Source organism: Streptomyces broussonetiae (assembly GCF_009796285.1).
In the GTDB taxonomy this organism is placed as follows: Bacteria; Actinomycetota; Actinomycetes; order Streptomycetales; family Streptomycetaceae; genus Streptomyces; species Streptomyces broussonetiae.
The window spans coordinates 8186101-8201352 of record NZ_CP047020.1 but is presented as its reverse complement, the minus strand read 5'-3'; the positions used below and the strand labels follow the sequence as shown (position 1 = coordinate 8201352).

The 15252-nt window shown below is 72.9% G+C and carries 15 protein-coding genes and 1 pseudogene; 11 read left to right on the top strand and 5 right to left on the bottom strand.

From position 1 onward, the window contains the following. Window positions 1–167: 167 nt before the first annotated feature. Window positions 168–1142, top strand: a complete 975-nt coding sequence (locus GQF42_RS37425; protein ID WP_158927387.1) for an acyl-ACP desaturase — start codon at window positions 168–170, stop codon at window positions 1140–1142. Window positions 1143–1210: 68 nt separating this feature from the next. On the opposite strand, the gene GQF42_RS37420 is transcribed toward GQF42_RS37425, so the two are convergent. Continuing rightward, window positions 1211–1456: a WhiB family transcriptional regulator gene (locus GQF42_RS37420; RefSeq protein WP_158927385.1), complete on the bottom strand. Its 246-nt coding sequence runs from the start codon at window positions 1454–1456 to the stop codon at window positions 1211–1213. A 270-nt stretch (window positions 1457–1726) separates the two neighbouring features. On the opposite strand from GQF42_RS37420, the gene GQF42_RS37415 reads away from it, so the two are divergent. Beyond that, the gene (locus GQF42_RS37415; protein WP_158927383.1) at window positions 1727–2515 is read left to right on the top strand and encodes a VOC family protein; all 789 of its coding nucleotides are present in this window, start codon (window positions 1727–1729) and stop codon (window positions 2513–2515) included. Between the two features lie 37 nt (window positions 2516–2552). On the opposite strand, the gene GQF42_RS37410 is transcribed toward GQF42_RS37415, so the two are convergent. The 3 genes from GQF42_RS37410 to ligD form a co-directional block, all read right to left on the bottom strand. After that, window positions 2553–3653, bottom strand: a complete 1101-nt coding sequence (locus tag GQF42_RS37410; protein ID WP_158927381.1) for a LacI family DNA-binding transcriptional regulator — start codon at window positions 3651–3653, stop codon at window positions 2553–2555. A gap of 220 nt (window positions 3654–3873) precedes the next feature. Beyond that, the gene (locus GQF42_RS37405; RefSeq protein WP_158927379.1) at window positions 3874–4812 is read right to left on the bottom strand and encodes an ornithine cyclodeaminase family protein; all 939 of its coding nucleotides are present in this window, start codon (window positions 4810–4812) and stop codon (window positions 3874–3876) included. 353 nt (window positions 4813–5165) lie between these two features. Beyond that, a complete protein-coding gene (gene ligD / locus GQF42_RS37400) occupies window positions 5166–6185 on the bottom strand; it encodes a non-homologous end-joining DNA ligase (protein ID WP_199272929.1) in 1020 nt (339 codons plus the stop codon). Between the two features lie 94 nt (window positions 6186–6279). Between ligD and GQF42_RS37395 the strand changes: the two genes are divergently transcribed. Both GQF42_RS37395 and GQF42_RS37390 read left to right on the top strand, forming a co-directional pair. After that, entirely contained in the window at window positions 6280–7341 is a 1062-nt protein-coding gene (locus GQF42_RS37395) for an ATP-dependent DNA ligase (protein WP_158927377.1), read from the top strand. Between the two features lie 373 nt (window positions 7342–7714). Further along, complete coding sequence (locus GQF42_RS37390) at window positions 7715–8764, top strand: DUF3048 domain-containing protein (protein ID WP_158927375.1); 1050 nt, start codon at window positions 7715–7717, stop codon at window positions 8762–8764. Window positions 8765–8791: 27 nt separating this feature from the next. Here the strand turns inward: GQF42_RS37390 and GQF42_RS37385 are convergent, their stop codons facing one another. Continuing rightward, entirely contained in the window at window positions 8792–9256 is a 465-nt protein-coding gene (locus GQF42_RS37385) for a MarR family winged helix-turn-helix transcriptional regulator (protein ID WP_158927373.1), read from the bottom strand. A gap of 191 nt (window positions 9257–9447) precedes the next feature. Here GQF42_RS37385 and GQF42_RS37380 point away from each other — a divergent pair, with 191 nt between their 5' ends. From GQF42_RS37380 to pcaDC, 7 genes and pseudogenes are all read left to right on the top strand, one after another. Continuing rightward, window positions 9448–10203, top strand: a complete 756-nt coding sequence (locus GQF42_RS37380; protein WP_158927371.1) for a CoA transferase subunit A — start codon at window positions 9448–9450, stop codon at window positions 10201–10203. After that, window positions 10203–10847 (top strand): CoA transferase subunit B, encoded by a 645-nt coding sequence (locus GQF42_RS37375; RefSeq protein ID WP_158927369.1) that lies wholly within the window; start codon window positions 10203–10205, stop codon window positions 10845–10847. The genes GQF42_RS37380 and GQF42_RS37375 overlap by 1 nt, the downstream gene beginning before the upstream one ends. A 173-nt stretch (window positions 10848–11020) precedes the next feature. After that, window positions 11021–11380: pseudogene (locus tag GQF42_RS37370) on the top strand (3-oxoadipyl-CoA thiolase); the annotation flags it as partial. Window positions 11381–11399: 19 nt separating this feature from the next. Beyond that, on the top strand, window positions 11400–12173 hold the full coding sequence (gene pcaH, locus GQF42_RS37365; RefSeq protein ID WP_158927365.1) for a protocatechuate 3,4-dioxygenase subunit beta: 774 nt from the start codon (window positions 11400–11402) through the stop codon (window positions 12171–12173). 5 nt (window positions 12174–12178) lie between these two features. After that, window positions 12179–12781 carry a protocatechuate 3,4-dioxygenase subunit alpha gene (pcaG, locus tag GQF42_RS37360; protein WP_158927363.1) on the top strand — a complete coding sequence of 201 codons (603 nt, stop codon included), beginning with the start codon at window positions 12179–12181 and terminating at the stop codon, window positions 12779–12781. After that, window positions 12778–14118 carry a 3-carboxy-cis,cis-muconate cycloisomerase gene (pcaB, locus tag GQF42_RS37355; RefSeq protein WP_158927361.1) on the top strand — a complete coding sequence of 447 codons (1341 nt, stop codon included), beginning with the start codon at window positions 12778–12780 and terminating at the stop codon, window positions 14116–14118. Before pcaG ends, pcaB begins: the two co-directional genes overlap by 4 nt. Next, a complete protein-coding gene (gene pcaDC, locus GQF42_RS37350) occupies window positions 14115–15248 on the top strand; it encodes a bifunctional 3-oxoadipate enol-lactonase/4-carboxymuconolactone decarboxylase PcaDC (RefSeq protein WP_158927359.1) in 1134 nt (377 codons plus the stop codon). The genes pcaB and pcaDC overlap by 4 nt, the downstream gene beginning before the upstream one ends. Window positions 15249–15252 lie beyond the last annotated feature (4 nt).

Genomic DNA, 15252 nt, shown 5'->3' with positions numbered 1-15252 from the left:
GTGTCCGAAATCCGTTCCAGGGGTGCTGATCAGCGATCTTTACGACGAACTTAACCTACGGCTTCGTAACCTACGGATTCGTAGCCTACGATCACGTAGGTTCTCCGGCCCCGCTCGCCGGACCGTCCCCTTCTCTCCCCCCTGCCCGGCGTCCCCCTGGAGTTCCCGTGACGATCACCTCCCCTCACCTCGGCAGCCCGTCCGTCTGGACCGACGCGCGGCTGCTGTACGCGCTGGAGGAAGTGGTCGAGAACGAACTGAACCGGCATCTGAAGGTCGCCAAGGACTGGATGCCGCACGAGTACGTGCCCTGGAGCGACGGCCGCAACTTCCCCGGCCTGTTCGAGGACGGCGAGGCCTGGGACAAGGGCCAGTCCAAGGTGACCGAGATCGGCCGGACCGCCCTCGTGGTCAACCTGCTCACCGAGGACAACCTGCCGAGCTACCACCACGAGATCGCCACGCTCTTCGGCCGCGACGGCGCCTGGGGCACCTGGGTGCACCGCTGGACGGCCGAGGAGGGCCGGCACGGCATCGTGATGCGCGACTACCTGCTCGCCTCGCGTGCGGTGGACCCGGACAAGCTGGAGCAGTTCCGCATGGCGCACATGAGCGAGGGCTTCGAGTCCGACAACGGGCACTCGATGCTGCACTCGATCGCCTATGTCGCCTTCCAGGAGCTGGCCACGCGGATCTCGCACCGCAACACCGGCCACCAGTCGGGCGATCCGGTCTGCGACCGCATGCTGGCGCGCATCGCGACCGACGAGAACCTGCACATGGTCTTCTACCGCAACCTGCTCAAGGCCGCCTTCGAGCTGGCACCCGACCTGACCATGCAGGCAGTCCGGGACGTCGTGGTGAACTTCCGGATGCCCGGCCACGGCCTCCCCGGCTTCGAGCGGGCCGCCGCGCAGATGGCCATCGGCGAGGTCTACAACCTGCGCATCCACCACGACGACGTCCTGCAGCCCGTGCTGCGCTTCCTGAAGGTCCTGGAGATCGACGGCCTCGGCCCCGAGGGCCGCGAGGCGCAGGAGGAACTCGGCCTGTTCATGGGCGGGCTGAACGCCGAGGCCACGAAGTTCGACGAGAAGCTGGCCGCGCGCAAGGCCCGGCTGGCGGCACGCCTCGGCGGCTGACTGCGACGGGCGCGGCCCCGGCCCGAGCAGGGTGTCCGTCCGGCGTCGGACGGGCACCCTGCTCGGGTTCAGTTGGAGGTGCGGCGCAGGGCCAGGCGTTCCTTCTCGGAGAGCCCGCCCCAGACGCCGAAGCGCTCGTCGTTGGCGAGGGCGTAGTCCAGGCAGGCCGGACGCAGCTCGCACATGGCGCAGATGCGCTTCGCCTCGCGCACCGAGCTGCCGGGCTCGGGGAAGAAGAAGTCCGGCCCGGTCTGGGCGCACAGGGCCTGTGCCTGCCAGGTCTCGTCGGCCGGGGTGATCGTGTCGAAGTGCATGCCAGGATCGTGCCGTCCGGCGAAAAACGTTCGCTCAACGGCGGATCAACGCCGCCGCCCGGACCTGGGGCCGCCTTGATGATGCTCCCCCGGTCCCGGCCCGTGCACGGCGGCGCGCGGGCGAGAAGGAAATCCTGGGGAACGCCTCCGGCCACCAGGTGTGCGGCCACGGGCCGCTCCGGCGCGCCGCGGTGCTCCGGCGGCGATTGTCAGTGGGGGGTGCCAGACTCGGCAGTGCAGAGGACGGGACCCCTTTCGAGGAGGGCGAAGATGCTCACCACCCGGTTCGTCAACGGCGCTCCGAACTGGATCGATGTCACCACGTCCGACATCGACGGCGCCCGCTCCTTCTACGGCGGCCTGTTCGGCTGGGAGTTCCGGTCGGCCGGACCGGACGCCGGCGGCTACGGCTTCTTCCAGTCGGGCGGCAGGACCGTCGCGGGCGGCATGCAGGCCGGCCCGGAGCAGGGTCCGCCGACCTGGACCGTGTACTTCCAGAGCGCGGACGCCGAGGCCACCGCCAAGGCGGCCGAGCAGGCCCACGGCAGCGTGCTGGTCCGGCCCATGGACGTGATGGGCCAGGGACACCTGGCGGTCCTCGCCGACCAGGCGGGCGTGCCGTTCGGGATCTGGCAGCCCGCAGCGATCAGAGGCATCGAGGTGGCGAGCGAGCCGGGCTCGCTGTGCTGGGTCGAGTTGTACACACGGGACGTCGCTGCGGGCGCCGCCTTCTACCACAAGGTACTTGGCCTGGAGACCTCCTCGACCCCCTTCCCGGGCGGCATGTACACCTGCCTCAACCCCGCGGGTGCCGGTGAGGACGCGATGTTCGGCGGGATCATGTCCCTGGCCGAAGGCGGCGCGGCGCAGGACCACCCGTACTGGCTGCCGTACTTCGAGGTCGAGGACGCGGACGCCGTGGTCGACAAGGCGCAGCAGCTCGGCGGAGTGGTGCGGATGCCGGCCACGAGCATGGCGGGCGTCGGCCGCATGGCCCAGCTCACCGACCCCTACGGTGCCCGCTTCGCCGTGATCCACAGCGCCTCGCAGAAGGGCTGAGCCGGGCGCCGGCGGCCCGGCGCGGGCTCGCCCGTGGCTATGCGGAGGCGCGGCGGACCAGTGTCGTCGGGAGGATCACACCGCCGTCGGGCGGCGTGTCCGCCGTGGCTCCTGCGCGGTCGCGGCCACCGGACAGACCGCGCAGCAGCAGGCGGGCCATCAGCCGTCCCATCTCCTCGATGTCCTGACGGACCGTCGTCAGCGGCGGGTCGGCCTCCATCGCGACGGGCAGCATGTCGTCGAAGCCGATCACTGCCACGTCCTCGGGCACGCGCCGGCCGCTCGCGCGCAGCACGCGCAGCGCGCCGAGCGCGGTGAGGTCGTTGGCGGCGAACACGGCGTCCACGTCCGGGCAGCGGTCGAGAAGCGTACGCATCGCGCCTTCGCCGCCGCCCGGCGTGAAGTCGCTCTCCACGACCAGCCGGGGGTCGCTCCCGCCGGGCAGGTCGGCCATGACGTCCCGGTATCCGTCGAGCCGGTCCACGGCCGAGGTCTGGTCCAGGGCACCGGTGATGTGTGCGACACGCCGGCGGCCGAGGTCCACGAGATGGCGTACGGCCGTGCGGGCGCCGCCCCGGTTGTCGCAGTCGACGTACACCACACCCGGGTTGCCACCGGCCCGGCCGGGGCGCTCGGGGCCCGGGGCCCGGGTGTCGCCGCCCCAGTCGGGCCGCCCGCCGAACACGGTGGGCACGCCGGCGTCGTGGATGAGGCCGGGCAGCGGGTCGTCCAGGTGCAGCGAGAAGACGAGGGCGCCGTCGACGTGTCCACCGGCGAGGTAGCGGGCCACGCGCGCGTGATCGTCACGGCCCTCGGTGAGCAGCAGCACCAGCTGGTTGTCGTGGGCGGTCAGCTCCTTGCTGATGCCACGGAGTTGGAGGGCGAAGAAGGGGTCGGCGAAGACCCGGGTCTCGGGCTCGGCGATCACGACCGCGACGGCGTCGTGCCGCCGGGTGACCAGGCTGCGCGCCGCCTGGTTGGGGACGTAGCCCAGCTCGGCCACGGCGCGCCGGACCCGCTCGGCCAGCGGCTCGCGCACCCCGTCGCCTCCGTTGACCACCCGCGACACGGTGGCGCGGGACACACCGGCCCGCGCGGCCACGGCCTCCAGCGTGGGACGCGACACTGCCTCGGTCACTCAGGACTCCTCCTCGGCGGCTCGCGGCCAGGATAACCGCGAGGTGGGGACGGCGCCGGTGCCGCAACAGCCCTTCGGCCGGGGTGGGTTGCCCGGCAGCGGTGTCGCACCGCGGCCTGCGGTGCGGGCGTCCGGCCGACCCGCACCCGGACGCCCCGGTCACGGGCGGCACACGGTGCGGGACACGACCGGCACCCCCTTTCGGCATGCGGCGCGTGGCTCAGCTCAGCAGGTCGATCGTCGCTCCCACGCCCCGGCGCTCCGCCTCCCGCCAGGCGAGCCAGGTGAGGGCGAGATCCTGCCAGGGCAGCCCTACGGGGGCGTACACCGTGCGTTCGCGCGCCGAGCCGCGCCCGGGGCGGGTGCCGCGCAGGATGTCGGTGAGGGTGGCGTCGGCGGTGGTCCGGGTCAGTTCGGGGGCCGCCAACACGCCCATGTCGATGGCGAGTTCCTCGTCGTCGACGACGAGCAGTGCGGCGTCCAGCAGGTCGGGGGCGAGTTCCCGTTTGCCGGGCTCGTCGGTGCCGAGGCTGGTGAAGTGCTGTCCGGGGCGGGTGTCGGCGAGGGCGAGCAGCGGTGTCCGGGACCAGGTCGCGAGCAGGACGGTGTCGGCAGACTCGGCCACCGCGGCGGCGGAGTCCAGGACCCGGCCGCCGTGCCGGGCGGCGAACGCGGCGGCGCGCTCGGGGTCCGTGTCGTGGACGACGAGGTGCCGCGGCCGGTGCTCGCCCGTCAGGCCGCGCAGCGTCAACTCGGCCTGGGCGCCCGCTCCGATCACCCCGAGGACGTCGTACGCCGCCGGGGCCAGCAGTGCGGTGCCCAGGGCGGCGGCCAGTCCCGTCCGCCAGGCGGTGACGGTGGCCGAGTCCAGCAGCGCGAGCAGTTCGCCGTCCGCGCCGCTGTACAGGCAGATCACCCCGCGCAGGGCGGGCCGGGCACCGGGGAACTTGGCGTTCGCCTTCACCGTGTACGCGTCGATGCCGGGCAGCAGGCCGGGGACGAGCACGGTGGCCGTGCCGGGAAACGGCAGGTCGGTACGGACCCGCCGACCGGGTACGGCCACGGTGCCGGCCGTACGGAAGCCGTCGCGCAGGGCTGTGAGACAGGCCGCCGGCTCCAGCAGGGCCTCGAGGTCGCTTCGGGTCAGGACACGGGTCATCCCGGCATGATCGCTTGTACCGGGGGGTGTTGTCAGTCCCGCACGCACATGCCGCACGAGAGCCTCCCTCCTCCCCCAGCTCTCTCGCGGCGGCCTCGCACGCACCGAGCCGGCACAGCCGACGGCCTCCGACACAGCCGCCGGCGGCCGGAGCCCGGGACAGCGCCGGGACCGGCCGGCAGCGGGGCGGATGCAGGCGGCAGCGGGGCGGATGCGGGCGGCAGCGGGTGGGCGGGTCCAGCCGCGGAGCGGGACCGGCGGGCAGCAGCGCGCGCAGTTGGCGGCAGCGCGCCCGCAGGGCGAGCGCGGCCGGCCGCAGAGCCTGTGCGGCCGACAGCAGGGCGGGGCCGTGTTCAGGAAGTCTGGTCGCGGCGGGCCCGGCTCGGCTGGACCCGCTTGGGTTCGCCGGGCATCTTGGGGTACTCCGGTGGGTACGGCAGATCGCCCAGCCCGTGGTCGTGTTCGTCGCGTCGGGCCAGCTCCAGGAGCGCGTCCAGGCAGTAGGCGTGGTCGTCCATGTCGGCGTGCACGTCGCCGAGTTCGGCGAAGCGAGCCGGCATGGTGGCGAGGTCGAAGTCGCGGGGGTGGACCGCACCGACCTCCTCCCAGCGCAGCGGCGCCGAGACGGGCGCGTGCGGGCGCGGCCGTACCGAGTAGGCGGAGGCGATGGTGCGGTCACGGGCCGTCTGGTTGTAGTCGAGGAAGATTCGGCTGCCCCGTTCCTCCTTCCACCACTTGATCGTCACCTGGTCGGGCATCCGGCGTTCCATCTCCCGGCCGACCGCGATCGCGGCGCGCCGCACCTGGGTGAAGGTCCAGCGCGGTTCGACGGGCACGAAGACGTGCAGGCCGCGGCCGCCGGAGGTCTTGGGCCAGCCGCGCAGCCCGCCGAACTCGTCGAGGACCGCGCGCAGTTCGTGGGCGGCGCGGACGGCGTCGTCGAAGTCCGTGCCGGGCTGCGGGTCGAGGTCGATGCGCAGTTCGTCGGGGTGGTCGACATCGGTGGCACGCACCGGCCAGGGGTGGAAAGTGAGAGTGCCGTACTGGGCCGCCCACACCACGGCTGCCTGCTCGGTGGGGCACATCTCGTCGGCGCTGCGGCCGCTGGGGAAGGTGATGTGCGCAGTCGGGATCCAGTCGGGCATGCCCTTGGGGGCCCGCTTCTGGAAGAACCACTCACCGTCGACGCCGTCCGGGTAGCGCTCCAGGGTGGTCGGCCGGTTGCGCAGGGCGCGCAGGATGCCGGGGCCGACGCCGACGTAGTACCGGGCGACGTCCAGCTTGGTGAAACCGCGCTCGGGGAAGAAGACCTTGTCCGGGCTGGACAGCCGTACCGTCCGGCCGGCCACCTCCAGTTCCACCGCATCACCCATGCGGCCACGGTAGGCGTACCCGGCACAGCGCGCATACCGGAAGGCAGTGGGTGACAGCGGGCACTCGCCACCGTATGCGAGCAGAATCGGACGCATGGATCTGCCGGTGATGCCTCCCGTGAAGCCCATGCTCGCCAAGTCCGTGGCGATGATCCCGCCGGGTATGGACTACGAGGCGAAGTGGGACGGCTTCCGGGCGATCGTGTTCCGTGACGGGTCCGAGATGGAGGTGGGCAGCCGTACCGGAAAGCCGCTGACCAGGTATTTTCCGGAGCTGGTGGCCGCGTTGCGGGAGCGGGTGCCCAAGCGGTGCGTGCTCGACGGGGAGATCGTGATCGCGCGGGGTGGGCGACTGGACTTCGACGCGCTGAGCGAGCGGATCCACCCGGCGGACTCCCGGGTGCGGATGCTCGCCGAGAGGACCCCGTCGTCCTTCGTCGCCTTCGACCTGCTCGCGCTGGACGACCGGTCGCTGCTCGACGTGCCGCTGACCGACCGCCGGGCCCTGCTGGACCGGGCGCTGACCGGGTCGACCCCGCCGGTGCACCTGGCACCGGCGACGAGGGACCTCGAGGTGGCACAGAGGTGGTTCGAACAGTACGAGGGCGCCGGTCTGGACGGCGTCGTCGCCAAACCGCTCACCCTGCGCTATCTGCCGGACCAGCGGGCCATGTTCAAGATCAAGCACGAGCGGACGGCCGACGTCGTCGTGGCCGGATACCGCTTCCACAAGAGCGGCCCGGTGGTCGGCTCACTGCTGCTCGGCCTGTACGACGACCACGGCAGGCTCCAGCATGTGGGTGTCTCGGCCGCCTTCGCCATGAAGAAGCGGGCCGAACTGGTCGAGGAACTCCAGCCGCTGCGCATGGACGACGTGACCGGGCATCCGTGGGCGGCCTGGTCGGACGAGTCCGCCCATGAGACGGCCCGGCTGCCGGGCGCGCCGAGCCGCTGGTCGGGAAAGAAGGACCTGTCCTGGGTACCACTCAGGCCGGAGCGGGTCGCCGAGGTGGCCTACGACCACATGGAGAACGGGCAGCGTTTCCGGCACACCGCCCGCTTCCGCCGCTGGCGCCCGGACCGCACACCACAGAGCTGCACCTACGCCCAGCTCGAGGAGCCGGTGCGGTACGACTTGGCGGAGATCCTGGGCTGACGCTGCGCTCGGCCCTCCCCCGACGGCGCCTTCCGGAGTGCCGCGCGATGCCATCGGGGCATGGCCCGTGTACGCACCGCACCGCCGTGGCTCACCGCGCCGCGCGGCCCACCTCCCGTCCGACACGACCCGCTCCCCCGTCCGACATGGCTCAGCGTCGTCCGGCGCGGCCCACCTCCCGTCCGACACGCCCCCGTCCGGACACGACCCGGCCCCGCCCAACCCGGCTCCCCGTCCCGCACAGCGCCCGTCCGACACCTCCCGCGCCCCTCAGAGACGCTGCCCCGCCCCCCGCCCGGGTCACACCCCGCGTCTGTTCGGCCCAGTGGGCGCGCATGGCCGCATGCGATCGGGTAGGGCCAGCCTCGACCTGATGAGCACACAATCCGACTACGCGGGCAGGGTGGCAACAGTGGGCACGAGATGCGGAACGCGCACGCGGCGCGCAGCACTGACGGCGGCTGTGCTGGCCACCTCACTGACCGTCTCCCTCACCGCGGGCTGTTCGCGCCGCGGCCGGGACGACGACCGCGCCCCGCAGCACATGCCTGCCCCCGCACAGCCCACGACGGTGTCACCGGCCTCGGCGCCGCCGGTCACCGCGGCGGGCCAACCGCTCGCCGTGAAGATCGACAACGCGCCCGCGGCCCGCCCGCAGACCGGCCTTGAGGCTGCGGACGTGGTGTACGCGGAACAGGTGGAGGGCGGCCTGAGCCGGCTGATGGCGGTGTTCGCGACCAGGCTGCCGGCGGCCGTCGGACCGGTGCGCAGCGCACGCGAGTCCGATCTGGAGCTGCTGCGGCAGTTCGACCGGCCGGCCCTCGCCTTCTCCGGCGCCCAGCGCAGCCTGCTGCCGCTGATCGGCAGGGCGCCGCTGTGGGCGCAGTCCCCCGACCGGGCGCCCGCCGCCTACTTCCGGGGTGCCGGCAGGCGCGCCCCGCACAATCTCTATCTCCGGCCCTCCCGGCTGCTGTCCGCGGCCCCGGGCAGGGCGGCGCTGACGACCGGCTTCGGCTACGGCCCCGCCCCGTCGTTCGGCGGCATCCCCACGGTCTCGCGCACGGTGCACTACCCGGCCGCCCGCTTCACCTTCACCTGGTCCCCGGCGCGCGGCCGCTGGCTGGTCGCGATGGACGGCACGCCCGCCGTCACGACCGGCGGGACGCGGGTGGCGGCCGCGACCGTCGTCGTGCAGTACGTCAGGATCCACGCCTCGCGCTATCACGACGCGCTCGGCAACCACACGCCGTACACCGAGACGGTCGGCGCCGGGACGGCGGAGGTGCTGCGCGACGGTCGGTCCTTCGCCGCCTCCTGGTCGCGGCCGGCCGCGACGGGTGGGACGACGTTCACGGCGGCGGACGGCCGGCGGATGAACTTCGCCGCCGGTCCGGTGTGGGTGGTGCTCACGCCGGAACAGTGACGCGTCGCGAACCGACCCGCCCCTTGCTCAGCCCTGCGCGGCCATCGGCTCGGCCGGGTTGCGCAGGCCCTCCGCCGCGTCCGCGACCCGGCGGATCAGGTCGAAGAAGACGGTCTGTTCCTCCGGCGAGAGCGGGGCGAGGAACACCTGGTTCATCCGGGCGGTGCGCACGGTCAGCTTGCGGTGGGTGCGCAGTCCGTCGTCGGTCAGGCGGAGCAGGAAGCGCCGGCCGTCCTGCGGGTCGCGCACCTTGGTCAGCAGCCCGCGGCGGCCGAGCCGGCTGATCACCTCGGCGATGGTCGACCGGTCCAGGCCCACCCGCTCCCCCACGGTCCGCTGGTCGAGACCCGGCTCGGCGACGAGCGCGTTCATGACCGCGAACTGCGGCGAGGTGATCTCCTCGGAGACCATCGTGTTCCACAGCAGGTAGTGCGCCTGCTGGAGCCGCCGGGCCAGATGCCCGGGATGGGTGGCGAGGTCCACCGCGGCCATGTGCACTCCCCTGATCGCCCTGATCACTTCGTTGGTGTACTGAACAATACCTGTCGACCGGACGACCTGTCTCCCGTAAAGAGTGCAGGTAGTCCACGTCTTGACGGGTGCCTTCTGCGGTGGCAGCGTGTTAAAGACCTCGCAGAAATACTCAGTGCGCTGATTAATGGCGAAGAGATGAGGCTTCACGGATGGACAAGGTGGTCGCCACGGCCCAGGAGGCGGTGGCCGATGTACCGGACGGCGTGTCCCTCGCGGTCGGCGGGTTCGGGCTGAGCGGTGTGCCGAACGTGCTGATCCAGGCGCTCCACGAGCGCGGGGTCGGCGGGTTGAGCGTGGTGTCGAACAACTGCGGGGCGATGGAGACCGGACTCGCCGTGCTGCTGGCGGCGGGCCGGATCGCCCGGGTGACCGGCTCCTACATCGGCGCCAACAAGGAATTCGCCCGCCAGTACCTGGCCGGTGAGCTGGAGGTGGAGCTGATCCCGCAGGGCACGCTGGCCGAGCGGCTGCGCGCGGGCGGCGCCGGGATCCCCGCCTTCTACACCCCGGCGGGGGTCGGCACCCAGGTCGCCGAGGGCGGGCTGCCCTGGCGCTACGACGGCGCCGGCGGTGTCGCGGTGTCCTCGCCACCCAAGGAGGTGCGGGAGTTCGACGGTGTGCAGTACGTCCTGGAGCGTGCCATCCGCACCGACTTCGCACTGGTCAGGGCCGCGAAGGGGGACCGGCACGGGAACCTGGTCTTCAACAGGTCGACCCGGAACTTCAACCCGCTGGCCGCGATGGCCGGCAAGGTCGCGATCGCCGAGGTGGAGGAGCTGGTCGAACCCGGCGAGATCGACCCGGACGCGGTGCACCTGCCGGGCGTCTTCGTCCAGCGGGTCGTGGCGCTGACCCCCGAGCAGGCGGCCGACAAGCGGATCGAGCAGCGGACGGTGAGCAGCTGATGGCCTGGACACGCGAGGAGATGGCCGCCCGCGCGGCACGCGAGCTGCGCGACGGCCAGTACGTCAATCTCGGTATCGGCCTGCCGACGCTGATCCCGAACCATCTGCCGCCGGGCGTCGAGGTGGTCCTGGAGTCGGAGAACGGGATCCTGGGCACGGGGCCGTATCCGACCGACGACCAGGTCGACCCGGACCTGATCAACGCCGGCAAGGAGACCGTCACGGTCCTGCCGGGCGCGTCCTTCTTCGACTCGGCACTGTCCTTCGCGATGATCCGCGGCGGGCACATCGACGTGGCCGTGCTCGGCGCGATGCAGGTGTCCACCGGCGGCGACCTGGCCAACTGGGCGGTACCCGGCAAGCTGGTCACCGGGATCGGCGGCGCGATGGACCTGGTGCACGGCGCCCGGCAGGTGATCGTGGTGATGACGCACACCGCGAAGGACGGCACCCCGAAGATCCTCAAGGAGTGCACTCTGCCGCTCACGGGCAAGGCATGTGTGAACCGGGTCATCACCGATCTGGCGGTGCTGGACGTCACCGACGAAGGGCTGGCCCTCGTGGAGACCGCCCCCGGCGTCACCGTGGACGAGGTCGCCGCCCGGACCGACGCTGAACTCGCCATAGCGGAGGACCTGCTGTGAACACGGTTCACATCGCCGATGCCGTCCGCGCCCCCATCAGCTGCCACAACGGCGCCCTGGCCTCCGACCACCCCGACGGCCTCGCCGCCCACACCATCCGCGCGCTCCTCGACCGCGCCCCGGACCTGGACCCGGCCCTCATCGAGGACGTCGACCTCGGCAACCCCGACGGCGTCGGCGAGGAGGGCCTGCGAGGCACCGGTCGCGAACCCCGCGTCCGCATCGGCGCGACCGGGGCGTCAGCGACCGACCCGCACCACTTCGGGCTCGCCCCGGTCGAGGCCGCCAACCGGGCACTTGCCAGGGCAGCCAAGGAATTTGACGATCCGCAAGTCCGCGAGCTGAATGCGGCGCCCGCCGCCCAGGTCCTCGGCTGCCTCGCCGAATGGCCCGAGTTCACCCCGGCCGTCCCCAACCCCCGGGGCGGAGCCGGCGCGCCCGGCCACCCGTTCGCCCGCCGCGGCTCCGGCACCGGTGCGGCCGCCCTCTGCATCGGCGTGGGCCAGGGCCTCGCCCTCGTCCTCGAACGATAAGGAAGCACCAGGTATCCCCATGGCTCTCACCCAGCAGCACATCGACCAGGAGATCGCCGCCGAACACGCCGCGTACGAAAAGCGCGTCGCCGACGGCGCCCCTGTCGAGCACCACCCCCGCCGCGACTACACCCCCTACCGCTCCTCCGTCCTGCGCCACCCCGAACAGCCGCCGGTGTCCATAGACACCAGCAGGGACCCGGAGATGGTGGAGCTGCACTCCCCCGCCTTCGGCGAGCGGGACATCACCGGGATCGACAACGACCTGACCCGGCAGCACACCGGAGAGCCGGTCGGCGAGCGGATCACCGTCTCCGGACGGCTGCTGGACCGCGCCGGGCGCCCGGTGCGCGGCCAGCTGATCGAGATCTGGCAGGCCAACTCGGCCGGCCGCTACGCCCATCATCGCGAGCAGCACGACGCCCCGCTCGATGCGAACTTCACCGGCGTCGGCCGCACCCTCACCGATGCCGAGGGCCGCTACCACTTCACCACCATCCAGCCCGGCCCCTACCCCTGGCGCAACCATGTCAACGCCTGGCGCCCCGCCCACATCCACTTCTCGGTGTTCGGCGCGGCGTTCACGCAGCGGCTGGTGACGCAGATGTACTTCCCGAACGATCCGCTCTTCGCATACGACCCGATCCTTCAGTCGGTGACGGACGACGCGGCCCGGCAGCGGCTGGTCGCCACCTACGACCACGGTCTGTCGGTGCCGGAGTTCTCGCTCGGCTACCACTGGGACATCGTGCTCGACGGCCCGGCCGCCACCTGGATCGAAGAAGGACGCTGACCGCCATGACGAAGATCGACACGAGCGGCCCGGAACACGTGCTGCCCACCCCGTCCCAGACGGTCGGCCCGTTCTACGGCTACGCGCTGCCCTTCCGCGGGGGCGAGGACATCGCACCCCTGGGCCACCCCGACACCGTCACCGTGCACGGGTACGTCCTCGACGGCGAGGGCGATCCGCTCCCGGACGCGCTCGTCGAGCTGTGGGGGCCACGCCCCGACGGCACCGTGCCGCAGGTGGACGGCTCCCTGCGGCGGGATCCCGCCACCGGTGCGTATCTGGGCCGCAACGGCGTGGAGTTCACCGGCTGGGGGCGCATCCAGACGGATCCGAACGGCCACTGGTACGCGCGCACGCTGCGGCCCGGTGCGCGTGGACGCGGCGCCCCGTACCTGAGCGTGTGCGTCTTCGCCCGCGGCCTGCTCATGCACCTGTTCACCCGGATCTACCTGCCGGGCGACGCGGCGGCCCTCGCCGGGGACCCGCTGCTCGCCCGGGTGGGCGACCGGCGCGACACGCTGATGGCGACGGACGAGGGCAGCGGCACCTACCGTTTCGACATCCGCCTTCAGGGCGAAGGCGAGACGGTCTTCCTGGAGTTCCAGTGACATTTGCGTCTCCCGCGTACACCGACAGCGGCCTGCTCGCCCCCGAGTGGGGCCTGTCCGGCGCGGCCCGCGAGACGAGCGACCACGCGTATCTGCGCGCCCTGCTCGACGCCGAGGCCGCCCTGACCCGGGCCCAGGCCGCGCTCGGGCTCGCGCCGGCCGAGGCTGCGACCGCCGTGACCGGGGCGGCCGTCCCCGCGAACTTCGACATCCGGTCCCTGGCGGCCCGCACCCCGGCGGGCGGCAACCCCGTCATCCCGCTGGTCGCCGACCTGACCACGACGGTCGGCGCGGTGTACGGTCCCTACGTCCACCGGGGCGCGACCAGCCAGGACATCATGGACACGGCGACGATGCTGGTCGCTGTACGCACCCTGGAGCTGGTCCTCACCGACCTGGGCCGGACCGAGCGGGCGCTGGCCGGGCTCGCCGCGGAGCACAGGGACACGGCGATGCCCGGGCGGACGCTCACCCAGCACGCCGTACCGACGACGTTCGGGCTGAAGGCGGCAGGCTGGCGTTCCCTGGTGCTGGACGCCCGCGACCGCATCACCCGGGTACGGGACTGCCTCCCGGTCCAACTCGGTGGCGCGGCCGGGACCCTGGCCGCCTTCCAGGCGTACGGCGCCCGGGACGCGGGCGCGCTGACGCAGGCGTACGCCCGTGAACTCGGCCTCACCGCACCGGCGTTGCCCTGGCACACACTGCGGACGCCGGTCGCCGACCTGGCCGGCTGCCTGGCCTTCGCGGCGGGGGCGCTCGGCAAGCTCGCGGCGGACGTGCTGACGCTGGCGCGGACCGAGATCGGCGAGGTGAGCGAGGGCAGCGGCGGAGGCTCCTCCGCCATGCCGCACAAGGCGAACCCGGTGCGGTCCACGCTCCTCGCGGTCGCCGCCCGGCGCGCCCCGCAGCTCGCCGCCACCCTGTACGGCTCCCTGGCCGCCGAGGACGAGCGGCCGGCCGGCGCCTGGCACGCCGAGTGGGCGCCACTGCGCGACCTGCTCCGGCTGGTGGGCGGGGTGAGCGCGCAGGCGGCCGAGCTGGCCGAGGGCCTGCGCGTGCACCCCGCCGCAATGCGCCGGAACCTCCACGCCACCGGGGGGCTGATCGTGTCCGAACGGCTGTCCGCCGCGCTGGCCCCCGCCCTCGGCCGTGCGCGCGCCAGGGAGCTGCTGACCGATCTGGCCCGCCGTGCCCGCGAGGAGGACCGACCGCTGCGCGAACTCCTCGCCGGGGAACCGGGTTCGCAGGGCCTCGACCTGGACGACCTCACCGACCCGGCCCGCTGCACCGGCTTCGCCGGTGTGCTCACCGACCGTGCCCTGGAGCGACGTTGACCGCACCACTCCTCAACCATCTGTCGCAGGGCCCGGATTCCGCGCCCCCGCTGCTGCTCGGACCCTCGCTCGGCACCTCCTACGCCCTGTGGGACGCGGTCGCGCCCGAACTGTCCGTCACTCACCGGGTGGTCCGCTGGGACCTGCCCGGGCACGGCGGCTCGGCGGCGGACCTGATCGGGCCGGGCGCGAGCGTCGGCGACCTCGCCGCGCTGGTGCTGGACCTGGCCGACGCGCTCGGCATCGACCGGTTCGGCTACGCGGGCGTCTCCCTCGGTGGCGCCGTCGGCCTGCACCTGGCCGTGCACCACCCCGACCGGCTGACCTCGCTGGCGGTCCTGTGCTCCGCCGCCCGCTTCGGCGATGCCACCGCCTGGCGGGAGCGGGCGGAGCGGGTGCGGCGCGAGGGTCTCGAGTGGCTGGTGGAGAGCGCCGACGCGCGCTGGTTCACCCCGGGGTTCACCGTGCCCGCGCTGGTCCGGGACCACCGGGAGGCCGACCCGGAGGCGTACGCCGCCTGCTGCGACGCGCTGGCCGCGTTCGATCTGCGCGACCGGCTGGGCGAGATCGCCGTACCGACCCTGCTCGTGGCGGGCCGCCAGGATCCCGCGACACCGCCCGCGCAGTTGCGGGAGATCGCCGACGCCGTCACCGGTTCGACGCTGGTGGAGCTGCCCGGGGCCTCGCACCTGGCGCCCGCGCAGTGCCCGCGGGCTGTTCTGGCCGCGCTGCGCACCCAGCTCGACGGACCGCCGGCAAGCGGGATGGAGGTGCGCCGTCAGGTGCTGGGCGACACCCATGTGGACCGGGCGCAGGCCCGGCAGACCCCTTTCACCGCCCGCTTCCAGGACTTCATCTCCCGCTACGCCTGGGGGGAGATCTGGACCGACCCGACGCTGTCCCGCCGTGAGCGCAGCATGATCACCCTGACCGCGCTGGTCGCGCACGGCCACTACGACGAGCTGGCCATGCACGTCCGAGCGGCGAGGCGCAACGGGCTGACGCCGCAGGAGATCGGCGCCGTGCTGCTCCAGAGCGCCGTGTACTGCGGAGTGCCTGCCGCCAACTCCGCGTTCGCGACGGCCCAGCGGGTCCTCGAGGAACTCGCCGAGGAGGAGGATTCGGGCTGACGGC